Origin of the sequence: Streptomyces sp. NPDC002088 (assembly GCF_040296605.1) — a bacterium.
GTDB lineage: Bacteria > Actinomycetota > Actinomycetes > Streptomycetales > Streptomycetaceae > Streptomyces.
In genome coordinates, this window is the sequence record NZ_JBEOXO010000007.1 from 120,271 (window position 1) to 135,338 (window position 15,068).

A 15,068-nucleotide genomic window follows, 5' to 3' on the forward strand; every position below is an offset into this window, starting at 1 on the left:
GTGGAGAACCTGATTGCGCTGCTGATCGCGGCGCCCCTGCTCGGAGCGGCCGTCCTGCTGGTCGGCGGCCGGCGTCTCGACGCCGTCGGCCACTGGATCGGCACCGCCCTCGCGGCCGTCTCCTTCGTGCTCGGTGTCGTCCTCTTCGCCGACCTGCTCGGCAAGGGTGCCGAGGACCGGACGCTGACCCAGCACCTGTTCAGCTGGGTCCCGGTCGAGGGCTTCCAGGCGGATGTCGCCTTCCAACTCGACCAGCTGTCGATGACGTTCGTGCTGCTGATCACGGGCGTCGGCTCGCTGATCCACCTGTACTCGGTCGGTTACATGGAGCACGACGAGCGGCGCCGCCGCTTCTTCGGTTACCTGAACCTGTTCCTCGCGGCGATGCTGCTGCTCGTCCTCGCCGACAACTACCTGCTGCTGTACGTCGGCTGGGAGGGCGTCGGCCTCGCCTCGTACCTCCTCATCGGGTTCTGGCAGCACAAGCCCAGCGCGGCCACCGCGGCGAAGAAGGCCTTCCTGGTCAACCGCGTCGGCGACATGGGTCTGTCGATCGCGATCATGCTGATGTTCACGACGTTCGGCACCTTCGCCTTCGGCCCGCTCCTCGGCACCCACGCTGAGGCGGGTCTCGCCGGGGACGCGACCGAGGGCAAACTCACCGCCATCGCCCTGATGCTCCTGCTCGCCGCCTGTGGCAAGTCCGCCCAGGTGCCGCTGCAGTCCTGGCTCGGGGACGCGATGGAGGGCCCGACCCCGGTCTCGGCCCTCATCCACGCCGCCACGATGGTGACCGCCGGCGTCTACCTGATCGTCCGCTCCGGAGCGATCTTCAACGCCGCGCCCGACGCGCAACTCGTCGTCACTGTCGTCGGTGCCGTCACGCTCCTGTTCGGTGCGATCGTCGGTTGTGCGAAGGACGACATCAAGAAGGCGCTGGCCGGCTCCACCATGTCGCAGATCGGCTACATGGTCCTCGCCGCGGGCCTCGGCCCCATCGGCTACGTATTCGCGATCATGCACCTGGTGACCCACGGCTTCTTCAAGGCCGGGCTGTTCCTCGGCGCGGGTTCGGTCATGCACGGCATGAACGACGAGGTCGACATGAGGAAGTACGGCGGCCTCAGGAAGTACATGCCGGTCACCTTCGTGACCTTCGGGCTCGGCTACCTCGCCATCATCGGTTTCCCCGGCCTGTCCGGCTTCTTCTCCAAGGACAAGATCATCGAGGCGGCGTTCGCCAAGGGCGGCACCGAGGGCTGGATCCTCGGCGGCGCGGCTCTGCTCGGCGCGGCCATCACCGCGTACTACATGACGCGCGTGATGCTGATGACGTTCTTCGGGGAGAAGCGCTGGCAGCCCGACGAGCACGGGCATGAGCCGCACCCGCACGAGTCGCCCAAGTCCATGACGATCCCGATGATCGTGCTGGCCTTCGGATCGGTCTTCGCGGGTGGCCTGTTCAGCATCGGCGACCGCTTCCTGCACTGGCTGGAGCCCATCACCGGGCACGCCGAGGGCGACTCGCCGGTCAGCGCGACGACAGTCACCCTGGCCACCATGGCCGTGCTCGTCGTCGGTGTCGCGATCGCGTACGCCCAGTACGGGCGCCGCCCGGTTCCTGTCGTCGCCCCGCGCGGGTCGCTGCTCACCCGGGCCGCCCGGCGCGACCTGCTCCAGGACGACTTCAACCACGTCGTGCTCGTACGCGGCGGGGAGCACCTGACGCGCTCCCTGGTGTACGTCGATCACACCCTGGTCGACGGCGTCGTCAACGGCACGGCGGCCTCGGTCGGCGGGCTCTCCGGACGGCTGCGCCGACTGCAGAACGGCTTCGCACGGTCGTACGCGGTCTCGATGTTCGGCGGTGCGGCACTCCTCGTCGCCGCGACCCTGCTGATGAGGGCGGTCTGATACCGATGTCCTTTCCTCTGCTGACAGCGACGGCCGCGCTCCCGGCCATCGGGGCGGTCGCCACGGCCGCCGTACCGGCCACCCGGCGCAACGCCGCCAAGGCGCTGGCGCTGCTCGTCTCGCTCGCCACGCTCGTCCTGGCGATCGTCGTCCTGGTTCGCTTCGACCCGGGCGGCGACCGCTACCAGCTCACCGAGTCCCACGCCTGGATCAAGGACTTCGGAGTCAGGTACGAGCTGGGCGTGGACGGCATCGGTGTGGCGCTCGTCGCGCTGACCGCCCTGCTGATCCCGTTCATCATCCTCGCGGGCTGGCACGACGCCGACCCGCTGGAGACCGGAAGCCGCCGCTGGCGGCCGACGCAGGGCTTCTTCGCCCTGATCCTGGCCGTCGAGGCGATGGTGATCATCTCCTTCGAGGCCACCGACGTCTTCGTCTTCTACATCTTCTTCGAAGCCATGCTCATCCCGATGTACTTCCTCATCGGCGGCTTCGGGGACCGTGCCCACGAGCACGGCGAGGAGGCGGCGTCGACGCAACGGTCGTACGCGGCGGTGAAGTTCCTCCTCTACAACCTGGTCGGCGGTCTGATCATGCTGGCCGCGGTGATCGGCCTCTACGTGGTCGCCGGGAGCTTCAGCCTCCAGGACATCGCGCAGGCCCGGGCCAACGGCTCGCTGCACATGGCGACCAGCACCGAACGCTGGCTGTTCCTGGGCTTCTTCTTCGCCTTCGCGGTGAAGGCGCCGCTATGGCCGCTGCACACCTGGCTGCCCAACGCCATGGGGGAGGCCACCGCCCCGGTCGCCGTCCTCATCACGGCGGTCGTCGACAAGGTGGGCACCTTCGCGATGCTCCGCTTCTGTCTCCAGTTGTTCCCGGAGGCCTCGAAGTGGGCGACACCCGCCATCCTCGTACTGGCGCTGATCAGCATCGTCTACGGGGCGCTGCTCGCGGTCGGGCAGCGCGACATCAAGCGGCTGGTGGCGTACGCGTCGATCTCCCACTTCGGCTTCATCATCATGGGCATCTTCGCGATGACGAGCCAGGGCCAGTCCGGCGCGACGCTCTACATGGTCAACCACGGGATCTCGACGGCCGCGCTGATGCTGGTCGCCGGCTTCCTGATCTCCCGGCGCGGCTCGCGGCTCATCGCCGACTACGGCGGTGTGCAGAAGGTCGCTCCGGTACTCGCCGGAACCTTCCTGATCGGCGGTCTGGCGACCCTCTCCCTGCCGGGCCTGGCGCCGTTCGTCAGTGAGTTCCTGGTGCTGGTCGGCACGTTCGAGCGCTACCCGGCGATCGGTATCATCGCCACCTTTGGCATCGTCCTCGCCGCGCTCTACACCCTCGTCCTCTACCAGAGGACGATGACGGGTCCGGTGAAGGCGGAGGTCGAGGCGATGCCGGACCTCAGGGTCCGTGAACTCGTGGTCGTCGCCCCGCTGATCGTTCTGCTGATCTTCCTGGGCGTCTACCCGAAGCCCGTCACGGACATCGTCAACCCGGCGGTCAAGCAGACCATGTCCGACGTACAGAAGAAGGACCCCCAGCCCGAGGTGGAGGCGGCCAAGTGAGCGCAACAGCCGTCCACAGCCTGTGGACAACCGCGGCAACCGCGGCCGATCCGATCTCGAAGATCGACGCGCCGAAGATCGAATACGGGCAATTGTCGCCCACCCTGATCGTCGTGGGCGCCGCGATCATCGGGGTGCTGGTCGAGGCGTTCGTGCCACGCAAGTCCCGTTACTACGCACAAGTGTTTGTGTCCGTTGTCGCGCTCGTCGCCGCCTTCGCCGCGGTCGTCGCGCTCGCGGCCAACGGCTACGGCACCACCAAGGCGCACATCGCGGCGATGGGCGCGATCGCGGTCGACGGGCCGTCCCTGTTCCTGCAGGGCACGATCCTGCTGACCGGTCTGGTCGGCCTGTTCACCTTCGCCGAGCGGCGCCTGGACCCGGAGGCGCACGGCAACCGGGTCGACTCGTTCGCGGCGCAGGCCGCGTCCGTGCCGGGCAGTGACAGCGAGATGGCCGCCGTGAAGGCCGGGTTCACCACCACCGAGGTCTTCCCGCTGCTGCTCTTCGCGGTCGCCGGCATGCTGGTCTTCCCCTCGGCCAACGACCTGCTGACGCTGTTCGTGGCCCTGGAGGTCTTCTCGCTGCCGCTGTACCTGCTGTGCGCGCTGGCTCGCCGCAAGCGGCTCATGTCCCAGGAAGCCGCGGTCAAGTACTTCCTGCTCGGGGCGTTCGCCTCCGCGTTCACGCTCTTCGGTATCGCGCTGCTGTACGGGTACGCGGGCTCGGTGTCGTACGCGACCATCGCGCAGGTCGTCGACGGCACCATCACGAACGTCGACCCGGCGCTCGCCGGCACCATGGGCAACGATGCGCTGCTGCTCCTCGGCACCGCGCTCCTCGTCATGGGCCTGCTGTTCAAGGTGGGCGCCGTGCCGTTCCACATGTGGACGCCGGATGTGTACCAGGGCGCGCCGACACCCGTGACCGGATTCATGGCGGCGGCGACCAAGGTGGCGGCCTTCGGTGCGCTGCTGCGGGTCCTGTACGTCGTGCTGCCGGGTCTGCGCTGGGACTGGCGGCCGGTCATGTGGGGCGTCGCGGTCATCACGATGCTGGGCGGTGCGATCGTCGCGATCACGCAGACCGACATCAAGCGGCTGCTCGCGTACTCGTCGATCGCGCACGCCGGGTTCATCCTCGCGGGTGTCATCGCGACCACGCCTGACGGTGTGTCCTCGGTGCTCTTCTACCTGGCCGCGTACTCGTTCGTGACGATCGGCGCGTTCGCGGTGGTGACGTTGGTGCGCGATGCGGGCGGTGAGGCGACGCACCTGTCCAAGTGGGCCGGTCTCGGCCGCAGGTCGCCGCTGGTGGCGGCCGTGTTCGCGGTGTTCCTGCTGGCCTTCGCGGGCATTCCGCTGACCTCCGGTTTCGCCGGAAAGTTCGCCGTGTTCAAAGCGGCGGCGGAGGGCGGAGCGGTCCCGCTGGTCGTGGTCGGTGTGATCTCGTCGGCGATCGCGGCGTTCTTCTACATCCGCGTGATCGTGCTGATGTTCTTCAGCGAGCCACGGACCGAAGGCCCGACCGTCGCGGTGCCCTCGCCGCTGACGATGACCGCGATCGGGGTCGGTGTGGCGGTGACGCTGGTCCTCGGTGTAGCGCCGCAGTACTTCCTGGACCTGGCGAGCCAGGCGGGGGTGTTCGTCCGCTGACCTGCGGCGTTTGTGCGTGGGGCCCTGGTCTCCTCGTGGGGACCGGGGCCCTCGCGCGTGCTCGGAAGGCGGGGTTCGCCGGGCACGTCATCGTCAGGTTCGCCTGAGCGGCATGTCCCGGCCCGGCGCGGGTGCACATGCGCCGGCGGGTGTTCGAATTGCGGTCGAACGTCAGCGGGGAAGCCCGGGCGAGCCTGTGGATAACTCCGGCGCTGTCGGTGGTGACCCCTATCGTGGAGGCAGTGGTCGAGGGACGACGTACGGGGGACAGGTCGATGGGTGGGACGGGCGGGATCAGGGAGATGCCAGACGTGACGGACAGCGAGGCGCTGGCCACGCTGCACCGGGTATTCGGATACGGGGCCTTCCGCGGCGAGCAGGAAGCGGTCATCGAGCACGTGGTCGCCGGCGGGGACGCCGTCGTCCTCATGCCGACCGGCGGCGGCAAGTCGCTGTGCTACCAGATCCCGGCCCTGGTCAGACCCGGTACGGGAATCGTCGTCTCCCCGCTCATCGCGCTGATGCAGGACCAGGTGGACGCCCTGCGGGCGCTCGGGGTGCGCGCGGGGTTCATGAACTCCACTCAGGACTTCGACGAGCGGCGGGTGGTCGAGGCCGAGTTCCTCGCCGGTGAACTCGACCTGCTGTATCTGGCGCCGGAGCGGCTCCGCCTCGACTCCACGCTGGACCTGCTCTCCCGCGGCAAGATCGCGGTCTTCGCGATCGACGAGGCGCACTGCGTGTCCCAGTGGGGCCACGACTTCCGCCCCGACTATCTGGCGCTCTCCCTGCTCGGCGAGCGCTGGCCGGACGTGCCGCGGATCGCGCTCACGGCGACGGCCACACGCGCGACGCATCAGGAGATCACCCAGCGGCTGAACATGCCGACGGCCCGGAACTTCGAGGCGAGCTTCGACCGGCCGAACATCCAGTACCGGATCGTGCCCAAGGCCGACCCCAAGAAGCAGCTGCTGAGCTTCCTGCGCGAGGAGCACGCGGGCGACGCGGGCATCGTGTACTGCCTCTCGCGCAACTCGGTCGAGAAGACGGCGGAGTTCCTGTCCCGCAACGGCGTCGAGGCGGTGCCGTACCACGCCGGCCTGGACTCGGGCACGCGCGCGGCGCACCAGTCGCGGTTCCTGCGGGAGGACGGGCTGGTCGTGGTCGCGACCATCGCCTTCGGCATGGGCATCGACAAGCCGGACGTGCGGTTCGTCGCCCACCTCGACCTGCCCAAGTCGGTCGAGGGCTACTACCAGGAGACGGGCCGCGCCGGCCGCGACGGCCTCCCCTCGACCGCCTGGATGGCGTACGGACTCAACGACGTCATACAGCAGCGCAAGCTGATCCAGTCCGGTGAGGGCGACGAGACGTTCCGCCGCAGGGCTGCCGCGCACCTGGACTCGATGCTGGCGCTGTGCGAGACCGCCCAGTGCCGTCGCGGGCAACTCCTCGCCTACTTCGGCCAGGACCCGGACCCGGCGGGCTGCGGCAACTGCGACACCTGTCTCGCCCCGCCCGAGACCTGGGACGGCACCGTCGCGGCCCAGAAAGTGCTGTCGACAGTGGTGCGGCTGCAGCGGGAGCGCGGGCAGAAGTTCGGCGCGGTGCAGATCGTCGACATCCTGATGGGGCGGCGCACGGCCAAGGTGATCCAGTTCGACCACGACCAGCTGTCCGTGTTCGGCATCGGCGAGGAGCTGACCGAGGGGGAGTGGCGCGGCGTTGTACGGCAGCTGCTGGCGCAGGGTCTGCTCGCGGTCGAGGGGGACTACGGCACGCTGGTGCTGACCGAGGCCAGCGGGTCGGTGCTGCGGCGCGAGCGGGAGGTGCCGCTGCGCAAGGAACCGAAGAAGCCGGCGCCCACGCGGACCGCCTCCTCGTCCTCCGGCCGGGGTGAGCGCAAGCCCAAGGCCGCCGCGGTCGAGCTGCCCGAGGAGCTGCTGCCAGCCTTCGAGGCCCTGCGTGCCTGGCGTGCGGAGCAGGCCCGCGAGCAGGGTGTCCCGGCGTACGTCATTTTCCACGACGCCACGCTCCGGGAGATCGCCACCGCCTGGCCCACGACCGTGGCACAGCTCGGCGGAATCAGCGGGGTCGGCGAGAAGAAGCTGGCGACATACGGGGAGGGCGTGATCGCGGTGCTGGCCACCCTGGACGGGGCGCCCACGGCGGAGTCGGCCCCGGCGGGCGACGCCGATCCGGGTGCGGACGACTGGCCCGAGATGGACGGCGAGCCGGAGCCCGACGACTGGATATAGCCCGCCGAGCCACCGAGCCCGACTCCTACGACCGGGCACCGGGGTGGGTTGCGCGGCCCGGCGCTCACGGGGTGCCGCCGTTCTGTGGGACGGGCGCTGCCTCACACGGCATGCATGCCCGCGGCTGGAGGAGCGCGAAGGCAGCGTGGTGTTGGGGGGTGCCGTGCGTGTTCATCCATGCTGCCGCTCGCGCCCGCCCGCGTTGCCCGCCCCGGCGGCGCGATCTCCCGCGGCCGGAGCAGGTGAGTCAGCCCAGCGCCGTCAGCCCCGGGGCGAGCGTGATCAGTAGGGGGAGAAGAGGGACCAGGGCTGCCACCGTCGTGGTGAGTGCCCTGTCTCTGCGGCCCAGGCGTGGGGGTGGTTCGAGGAGGCGATCGACTCGTTCGCCCAAGAGGCGGTGGCTGGAGGCGCAGGAGAGGACTCCGCGGTGCTGGTTCAGTTCGATGAGGGCCAGGGCGGTGGTCAGGTGGCCGCAGCGGCGGGACGCCGTGTCGTCGGCGGCGAGTTCCACCAGGCGGTGGGTCTGGTCGCAGAAGTGCGCGAAGAGGGGGATGCGGGGGAAGCCGGTGGCCAGGGCCGTGGACAGGTGCAGCAGCCAGTCGTGGTGGGCGCGGGCGTGGTCCCGCTCGTGGGTGAGGACGGCGTCCAGCTGGTGCGAGGTGAGGCGGTGCAGGGCGCCGGTGGTGACGACGAGCTGGGGCGGGTGGCCGGGCAGCCACCACGCGTCGGGATACTCGTCCTCCAGCACCAGCAGCGGCCCCCGGGCCGCGGGCAGGCCGGCCGGCAGGTCGGGGGCACGTTCACGCAGGTGGGCGCGGGCCTGGCCGCGGCGGCGCCGGGCCTCGGCCAGTTCACGGGCGAGCATCGCCGTGGTCCAGGCGGCACCGCAGGCCAGCAGCAGGGTGAGGGCGGTCGCCCAGGGCGGCGCGCCGGAGAGGTCGTACGCCTCGGTCACAGTCTGTGGCGCGGGCGCGAAGACCTGGACGCGGACGGTGTGGAAGACGGCGGCGGCGCTCAGCGCGAGGGCCGTCAGACAGCACAGCAGCACAGTGGCGACCAGGCACTGCCACACCCACAGCGCGACCACGGGTTCCCGTTCCGGCCACACCGCCCGGGTCAGCGCACGCGGAACCGGCACGGCGGCCGCCAGGGCGACGACGCTCAACAGGAGCAGGCAGACGGTCATGCCACGGGCTCCGGATCCTGATCGGAGGGGGCGGATGTCACGGGCGTGTGGGTGAAGCGAGGTACGGGGGCGAAGGGCGGAGTGCGGTTGGGCGGGTGTGCGGATGGAGCGGGTGGAGCGGGTGTGCGGATGTACTGGGTGGGGCGGGTGTGCTGATGGGCGGCGCGGCGGTGGGTGCGGCAAGCGTGTCGTCCGCCCACCGCCAGTATGAGGGCGGCGGACGCTGGAGTCAGGGCCTCCGGCGGCGGACGGTCGATGCCTGCGCACCCGTATCGGTCAGTTCCGCGGCACCACCGAGGTCAGGTCCGCGGCACCACCCGCCCCGTCACCTCCCCGAGTCCGACCCGGAGCCCGTTCGGTCCCGGTGCCCATGCCGTCATGGTCACCACGTCGCCGTCCTCCAGGAACGTTCGCTTGCCGTCGGGGAGTTCGAGGGGGTCGCGGCCGTTCCAGGTCAGCTCCAGCAGGGAGCCGCGCTCGCGCTCGGACGGGCCGCTGACCGTGCCCGACCCGTACAGGTCCCCCGTCCGCAGCGAGGCGCCGTTCACGGTCATGTGGGCGAGTTGCTGGGCGGCGGTCCAGTACATGGTGGAGAAGGGCGGCTCGGACACGACGTGACCGTTGATCGCGACGGAGATGCGCAGGTCGTAGCCGCCGGGCTCCTCCCCGGCGTCGTCCAGGTACGGCAGCAGGGTGTGCGTGCGTGCCGGGGGCGCCACCTGTGCGTCGGCCAGCGCGTCCAGCGGCGTGATCCACGCCGACACCGACGTGGCGAAGGACTTGCCGAGGAACGGGCCGAGAGGGACGTACTCCCACGCCTGGATGTCGCGCGCCGACCAGTCGTTCAGCAGGCACAGGCCGAAGACGTGATCCCGGAACTCCCCGAGCGCCACCGGCCGGTCGGGCTCCGACGGCGCACCCACCACGAAGCCGACCTCGGCCTCGATGTCCAGGCGGACGGACGGGCCGAAGACGGGCACCTCGTCGGTGGGTGCCTTGCGCTGGCCCGACGGCCGTATGACATCCGTGCCCGACACCACGACCGTCCCGGACCGCCCGTGGTAACCGATCGGCAGGTGCTTCCAGTTCGGGGTCAGCGAGTCCGCCGCGTCCGGGCGGAAGATCTGCCCGACGTTGCGGGCGTGGTTCTCGGAGGCGTAGAAGTCGACATAGTCGGCGACCTCGAAGGGCAGGTGCAGGGTCACCGACGACAGGGGGCGGAGGAAGGGTTCGACGGCCTGCTGGTGGGCCGGCACTGTCACCCACGCCGTCAGCGCGCGTCGTACGTCGGACCAGACCGTGCGGCCCGCCGCCAGCAGCGGGTTGAGGGTCGGCCGCGCGAGCAGGGAGGCGTACGGCGAGCCGAGCGCCAGGGCCGCGGCCCCCGCGTCGAGGACGTGGTCGCCGAGCCGGACACCGACCCTGCGCTCGGCGGAGTCCGAGCCCGCGGGGGAGAAGACGCCGTACGGAAGGTTGTGCGGCCCGAAGGGATCGCCCTCGGGGACGTCGAAGGGGGGCATGGGTGCTGCCTCACTCTCGGATGCGTGCGGTGCGTTCCGTCTGGTCGTGCCACACGGTGCGTTCTGTGTGGTCGCGCCACACGTTACGGCTGAGTTGCCTGTCTTGGGCAGTGTCTAAAGAGTTTGCAATGTCCGATTTAGGGTTGTGGGAGGCCCCAATTCCGGCTTAGCGTCCTTTGGGGGACACGGACGGGGTGGGTCCGGTCCGTAGGGGGGACACGTGGGGGGACCCGTGGCCAGGAGCACCAGCAGCGTGCCTTTCGAGGCCGACCGTGAGGTGCCGGGCCTGATAGTGAAGTTCGGCGACTATCCGCTGCACCACGGTGGTGTCGGAGCGATCCGCAGCCTGGGCCGCCTCGGCGTCCCGATGTATGCGATAACCGAGGACCGTTACACGCCGGCCGCCGCATCCCGCTATCTCGAGCGCGCGTTCGTCTGGCCGACGACGGGCACGGAGGAGCCGGAATACCTGGTGGAGGGCCTGCTCCGGATCGGCCGCCGTATCGGCCGACCCACCGTCCTCATCCCCACCGACGAGGAGGCCGCGGTTCTGATCGCCGAGCACCAGGACGCGCTCGGTGACCGCTTCCTCTTCCCGCGGGTCGAGCCGGGCCTGCCGCGCCATCTGGCCAGCAAGCAGGGCCTGCACGAACTGTGCGTGGAACACGGCATCCCCAGCCCTTCGGCGTCCTTCCCGCAGTCCTACGACGACATCGTCGCCTTCGCCGAGAAGGCCCGCTTCCCGGTGGTGGCCAAGAACCGCGAGGCGTTCGTACGGCGCAAACGGCCGGCCGTGAACGGGACGACGAGGATCGCCACGCGCGAAGGCCTGCTCGCCCTGGCCCGCGACTGGGGTGAGCACCCCGGAGACCGCGGCGCCCTCGGAGACCCCGGCGCGCTCGGCGACGCCGGAGATCCGGGCGTGATCCTCCAGGAGTACCTGCCGAGGGAGCAGGCTGAGGACTGGATCGTGCACGCCTACTTCGACCAGGACTCGACCCCGCTCGCGATGTTCACCGGCGTGAAGGTCCGCTCCTGGCCGCCGCACGCGGGCATGACGGCGAACGCGTACGTCGTCGACAACCCGGAACTCGCGGACCTCGCCGCACGTTTCATCAAACAGATCGGCTTCACCGGAATCGTCGACCTCGACCTGCGCTTCGACCGGCGCGACGGACAGTACAAACTCCTCGACTTCAACCCGCGCGTGGGCGCCCAGTTCCGACTCTTCGAGAACGAGTCGGGCGTGGACGTCGTCCGCGCCATGCATCTGGACCTGACCGGCCGCACCGTTCCGGAGGGGGAACAGCGGGCCGGCCACCGGTACATCGTGGAGAACATCGACCTGCCCGCCCTGCTCGCCTACCGCCGCAGCGGCTATACGACGCCGCACGCACCGACGCGGGCGAGTGGGACGGAGCTGGCCTGGCTGGCAGGTGACGACCTGCGGCCGTTCTTCACGATGCTCGCGCGCTTCGTGCGGCCGGGCGCGAAGCACCTCTATCAGCTGTGGCGCACCAGCCGCCGCGGCAGCAGCACCAGCAGCACCACCACGAAGTGACGAAGTAACGTCCTGGGGAGGGACTTCGTGATCCAACCGGTAGCAGTCATCGGCGCCGGGCCCTTCGGCCTGTCGACCGCCGCCCATCTGCGGGCACGCGGCATTCCCGTCCGCGTCTTCGGCGAGCCCATGGTGAGCTGGCGCGACCACATGCCCGCGGGCATGCTTCTGAAGTCGACGCCCGTGGCCTCCAACATCGACGCCCCGCAGCACGGCCACACCCTCGTCGACTACTGCGACGCGGCCGGCATACGCCGACTGGTGACGGACGAGGACATCATCCCCGCCGACACCTTCATCGCCTACGGCGAGTGGTTCCAGCAGAAGCTGGTGCCCGAGCTGGAGCGGGTGCGGGTGGTCTCCGTCGATCGCAAGACCGGCGGAGCCGGCGGATCAGGGTTCGAACTGAAGCTGGACTCGGGCGAGTTGTTCACCGCCCGGGCGGTCGTCGTGGCCACGGGCCTGTCCGGCCTGTCCCACCTGCCCCCGGAGCTGGCCGCTGCCGCAGCGGACGGTCCCGCGCCCACCGGCCGGGTCTCCCACAGCTCCCAGCACCACGACCTCAACCGTTTCTCCGGCAAGGAACTCATCGTCGTCGGAGCGGGCCAGTCCGCACTGGAGACGGCGGCGCTCGCGGCGGAGGCGGGCGCGCAGGTACACGTGGTCTCGCGCGGCCGCGGCCGGGTGGCTTTCGGCGCACCCCCGTGGAAGCAGCCGAAGCTGCGCCCCGAGTCCCCCTTCGGCCGCGCCTGGTCGCTGTGGGCGCTCAGCTACTACCCGCACCCCTACCGGTACCTCCCGGCCCAGACCCGCCACTACCTGGTCCGCCGGGTCCTCGGTCCGCTCGGAGCGTGGTGGCTGCGCGACCGCTTCGAGGGAAAGGTGCAGGTCAGCGAGGTGGCGCAGATCGTCGGGGCGGGGGCGGCGGACGACCGTACGACGCTGACAGTCGCCCCTCACACAGGCGGCACCCGGCAGTTGTCCGCCGACCACGTCATCGCGGCGACCGGCTATCGGGTGGACATAGCGGCGATGGACTTCCTCGGCCACGAACTGCGCACCGAGCTCGCGGTGAGCCGGGGCACCCCGAAGCTCGGCGCCGGATACGTGTCGTCCGTGCCCGGGCTGTACTTCACCGGCCTCCCGGCGGCGGCCTCGTACGGCCCGGTGATGCGCTTCGTGTGCGGTACGGAGTTCGCGTCCCCGCGGCTGGCGAAGCATCTGGCGGCGGCGCACGGCTGAAAGGAAGGACGAAAAGAGTTCCGTCGGTCTGTCACAACACGCGCCTCCGCTCCGTCAGTGCAGTGACGGCAACTCGTCACTGCACACGGACACGACGGACACGAAAGACACGCAGGAGGCAGCAGCATGCAGGCACGGATGACGAACCCGGCGTACGTCCTTCCGACCGCGATGAAGGGGATCGGCACCCTCTTCCAGGCGATCGGCGAGGCCGGCCTGGCGCAGGACCTGGCGGAGATCGTCGGGCTGCGCGCCAGCCAGATCAACGGCTGCAGCGCCTGTGTGCACGGGCACACGGTCAACCTGCGCAAGGCCGGCGCGAGTGAGGAGCGCATCGCCGCCGTCTCCGCTTGGCGGGAGGCGCCCTACTTCACCGACGCCGAGCGCGCCGCGCTGCGGCTGACGGAGAAGGTCACGCGGCTCGCCGACCGGTCCGAGGAGTCCGTGCCGGACGCACTGTGGGACGAGGTGGCCGACCACTTCGACGAGAAGGAGCTGTCCGCGCTGATCCTCACCATCTCGGTCACCAACATGTTCAACCGCATCAACACCACCATCAAGGAGCCCGCGGGCACCACTTGGGGCTGAAAACGGAGGTGAGTCGAGGGGGCGCGGTGTCCGTATTCTCTGATCATGGCCGCTCCCCTCGCATTCTCACTCATCGCCACCGACCTGGACGGAACGCTGCTCCGCGGCGACGACACCCTCTCCGACCGGTCTCTCGCCGCGCTCGCGCGGGTGGCGGAGGCCGGCGCCCAGCACCTCGTGGTGACGGGACGCCCGGCTCCGAGAGTGCGGCCGCTGCTCGACGACCTCGGCTGCAAGGGGCTCGCGGTGTGCGGGCAGGGCGCGCAGTTGTACGACGCCGGCGCGGACCGTCTGCTGTGGTCGGTCACCCTGGACCGGGAGCTGGCCGAGACCGCGCTCGGCAAGATAGAGGCCGAGGTGGGGCAGGTGTACGCGGCCGTGGACCAGGACGGGGCCGACGGCCTCACGCTCATCGAACCCGGCTACCTGATGCCCCACCCGACCCTGCCCGCGGTACGGGTCGGGCGGCGCGAAGACCTGTGGGGCGAGCCCATCAGCAAGGTCCTGCTGCGCCATCCCGCCCTGACCGACGACGAGTTGGCAGTGACGGCCCGCTCCGTGGTGGGCTCGCTGGCGACGGTCACCATGTCGGGGCCGGGGACCGTCGAGCTCCAGCCGTGCGGCGTCACCAAGGCGACCGGCCTGGCGCTGGCCGCCGAGCGCCTCGGCCTAGGCGCCGAACGGGCCCTCGCCTTCGGCGACATGCCCAACGACATCCCGATGTTCGACTGGGCCGCTCATGGCGTGGCGATGGCCAACGCCCATCCGGAACTCAAGGCCGTGGCCGACGAGGTCACCCTGTCGAACGAGGACGACGGCATCGCCGTCGTCCTCGAGAGACTCTTCTACTGACGGGACCGGTCAGTACGCGCCGAACACGTTGTCGATCGAGCCGTACCGGGCGGCGGCGTAGTTGCAGGCGGCCGTGATGTTCGCGACCGGGTCGTAGATGTTGAACGACGTGCCGGACACGTGGTACGCGTTGAACGTCGGGTCGATGACCTGCAGCAGGCCCTTGGACGGGATGCCCTTCTTCGCGTTGGAGTCCCAGAGGTTGATGGCGGCCGGGTTGCCGGACGACTCGCGGATCACGTTGCGGTAGATGCCGTTGTAGGTCCCGGGGATGCCGTGCTGCGCCATGACGGCGAGGGACTCCCGGATCCAGCCGTCGAGGTTGTTGGTGTACGTCGTCGCGGCCGCCGGGGCGGCGGTCACGGACGTGGTGGTGGCCGCGGAGGCGCTGGCCGCCCCGAGGAGCGGAAGGGCGAGCACGGCCGCGCCGGTACCGGCGACGGCGAGGGTGCGGACGAGACGGGCGCGACGGTTCTGACCGGCAGCGATCATGTCTGAATTCCTCTCCGGCGCCTACGAGGTGAGCTGTCGGGTTCGGGCGGGGAGGTGCCCGGCCGCGCCGCCCTGCGGCGACACGACTTAACCCCTAGCCGTTCCGGTGCGATGCCCGGTCCGGCGGCTTACCTGGGTCCCCCGTTCCTGCCCTACGAGTGAGTTCGTTGATGGTGGTGTTGGGCGGCGGCAGGATTAGGCGTCCACCCGACAGGCCGGAACG

11 protein-coding genes and 1 riboswitch are annotated in these 15,068 nt (G+C 70.1%); of the genes, 8 read left to right on the forward strand and 3 right to left on the reverse strand.

Translation table 11 applies throughout. The annotated features are described in order from the left end of the window. The 4 genes from nuoL (at position 1) to recQ (ending at position 7,404) form a co-directional block, all read left to right on the forward strand. Positions 1-1,914, forward strand: a complete 1,914-nt coding sequence (nuoL, locus tag ABT114_RS17050) for an NADH-quinone oxidoreductase subunit L (RefSeq protein ID WP_351143234.1) — start codon at positions 1-3, stop codon at positions 1,912-1,914. Between the two features lie 5 nt (positions 1,915-1,919). Beyond that, entirely contained in the window at positions 1,920-3,491 is a 1,572-nt protein-coding gene (locus ABT114_RS17055) for an NADH-quinone oxidoreductase subunit M (RefSeq protein WP_351143236.1), read from the forward strand. Further along, positions 3,488-5,146 (forward strand): NADH-quinone oxidoreductase subunit NuoN, encoded by a 1,659-nt coding sequence (nuoN, locus tag ABT114_RS17060; protein ID WP_351143238.1) that lies wholly within the window; start codon positions 3,488-3,490, stop codon positions 5,144-5,146. The genes ABT114_RS17055 and nuoN overlap by 4 nt, the downstream gene beginning before the upstream one ends. A 275-nt stretch (positions 5,147-5,421) precedes the next feature. Continuing rightward, positions 5,422-7,404 carry a DNA helicase RecQ gene (gene recQ, locus ABT114_RS17065; protein WP_351143736.1) on the forward strand — a complete coding sequence of 661 codons (1,983 nt, stop codon included), beginning with the start codon at positions 5,422-5,424 and terminating at the stop codon, positions 7,402-7,404. 247 nt (positions 7,405-7,651) lie between these two features. Here recQ and ABT114_RS17070 read toward each other — a convergent pair whose 3' ends face one another. Together ABT114_RS17070 and fahA are read right to left on the reverse strand one after the other, a co-directional pair. Continuing rightward, positions 7,652-8,590, reverse strand: a complete 939-nt coding sequence (locus tag ABT114_RS17070; RefSeq protein ID WP_351143240.1) for a M56 family metallopeptidase — start codon at positions 8,588-8,590, stop codon at positions 7,652-7,654. 299 nt (positions 8,591-8,889) lie between these two features. After that, entirely contained in the window at positions 8,890-10,110 is a 1,221-nt protein-coding gene (fahA, locus tag ABT114_RS17075) for a fumarylacetoacetase (protein ID WP_351143242.1), read from the reverse strand. 253 nt (positions 10,111-10,363) lie between these two features. On the opposite strand from fahA, the gene ABT114_RS17080 reads away from it, so the two are divergent. The 4 genes from ABT114_RS17080 (at position 10,364) to ABT114_RS17095 (ending at position 14,353) form a co-directional block, all read left to right on the forward strand. Then, a complete protein-coding gene (locus ABT114_RS17080; RefSeq protein WP_351143244.1) occupies positions 10,364-11,671 on the forward strand; it encodes a carboxylate--amine ligase in 1,308 nt (435 codons plus the stop codon). A 27-nt stretch (positions 11,672-11,698) separates the two neighbouring features. Then, positions 11,699-12,913, forward strand: a complete 1,215-nt coding sequence (locus ABT114_RS17085) for an FAD-dependent oxidoreductase (protein ID WP_351143246.1) — start codon at positions 11,699-11,701, stop codon at positions 12,911-12,913. Between the two features lie 126 nt (positions 12,914-13,039). Continuing rightward, the gene (locus ABT114_RS17090) at positions 13,040-13,501 is read left to right on the forward strand and encodes a carboxymuconolactone decarboxylase family protein (RefSeq protein ID WP_351143248.1); all 462 of its coding nucleotides are present in this window, start codon (positions 13,040-13,042) and stop codon (positions 13,499-13,501) included. 45 nt (positions 13,502-13,546) lie between these two features. Continuing rightward, the gene (locus tag ABT114_RS17095) at positions 13,547-14,353 is read left to right on the forward strand and encodes an HAD family hydrolase (protein WP_351143250.1); all 807 of its coding nucleotides are present in this window, start codon (positions 13,547-13,549) and stop codon (positions 14,351-14,353) included. Positions 14,354-14,362: 9 nt separating this feature from the next. Here the strand turns inward: ABT114_RS17095 and ABT114_RS17100 are convergent, their stop codons facing one another. Further along, a complete protein-coding gene (locus ABT114_RS17100; protein ID WP_351143252.1) occupies positions 14,363-14,845 on the reverse strand; it encodes a transglycosylase SLT domain-containing protein in 483 nt (160 codons plus the stop codon). 3 nt (positions 14,846-14,848) lie between these two features. Next, a riboswitch (cyclic di-AMP (ydaO/yuaA leader) is annotated at positions 14,849-15,020 on the reverse strand. Between the last annotated feature and the right edge of the window lie 48 nt (positions 15,021-15,068).

Coding starts and splice junctions, on each gene's coding strand:
- ABT114_RS17055 (WP_351143236.1), top strand. CDS start 1,920: ATGTCCTTTCCTCTGCTGACAGCGACGGCCGCGCTCCCGGCCATCGGG.
- recQ (WP_351143736.1), top strand. CDS start 5,422: ATGGGTGGGACGGGCGGGATCAGGGAGATGCCAGACGTGACGGACAGC.
- ABT114_RS17070 (WP_351143240.1), bottom strand. CDS start 8,590: ATGACCGTCTGCCTGCTCCTGTTGAGCGTCGTCGCCCTGGCGGCCGCC.
- fahA (WP_351143242.1), bottom strand. CDS start 10,110: ATGCCCCCCTTCGACGTCCCCGAGGGCGATCCCTTCGGGCCGCACAAC.
- ABT114_RS17090 (WP_351143248.1), top strand. CDS start 13,040: ATGCAGGCACGGATGACGAACCCGGCGTACGTCCTTCCGACCGCGATG.
- ABT114_RS17095 (WP_351143250.1), top strand. CDS start 13,547: ATGGCCGCTCCCCTCGCATTCTCACTCATCGCCACCGACCTGGACGGA.
- ABT114_RS17100 (WP_351143252.1), bottom strand. CDS start 14,845: ATGATCGCTGCCGGTCAGAACCGTCGCGCCCGTCTCGTCCGCACCCTC.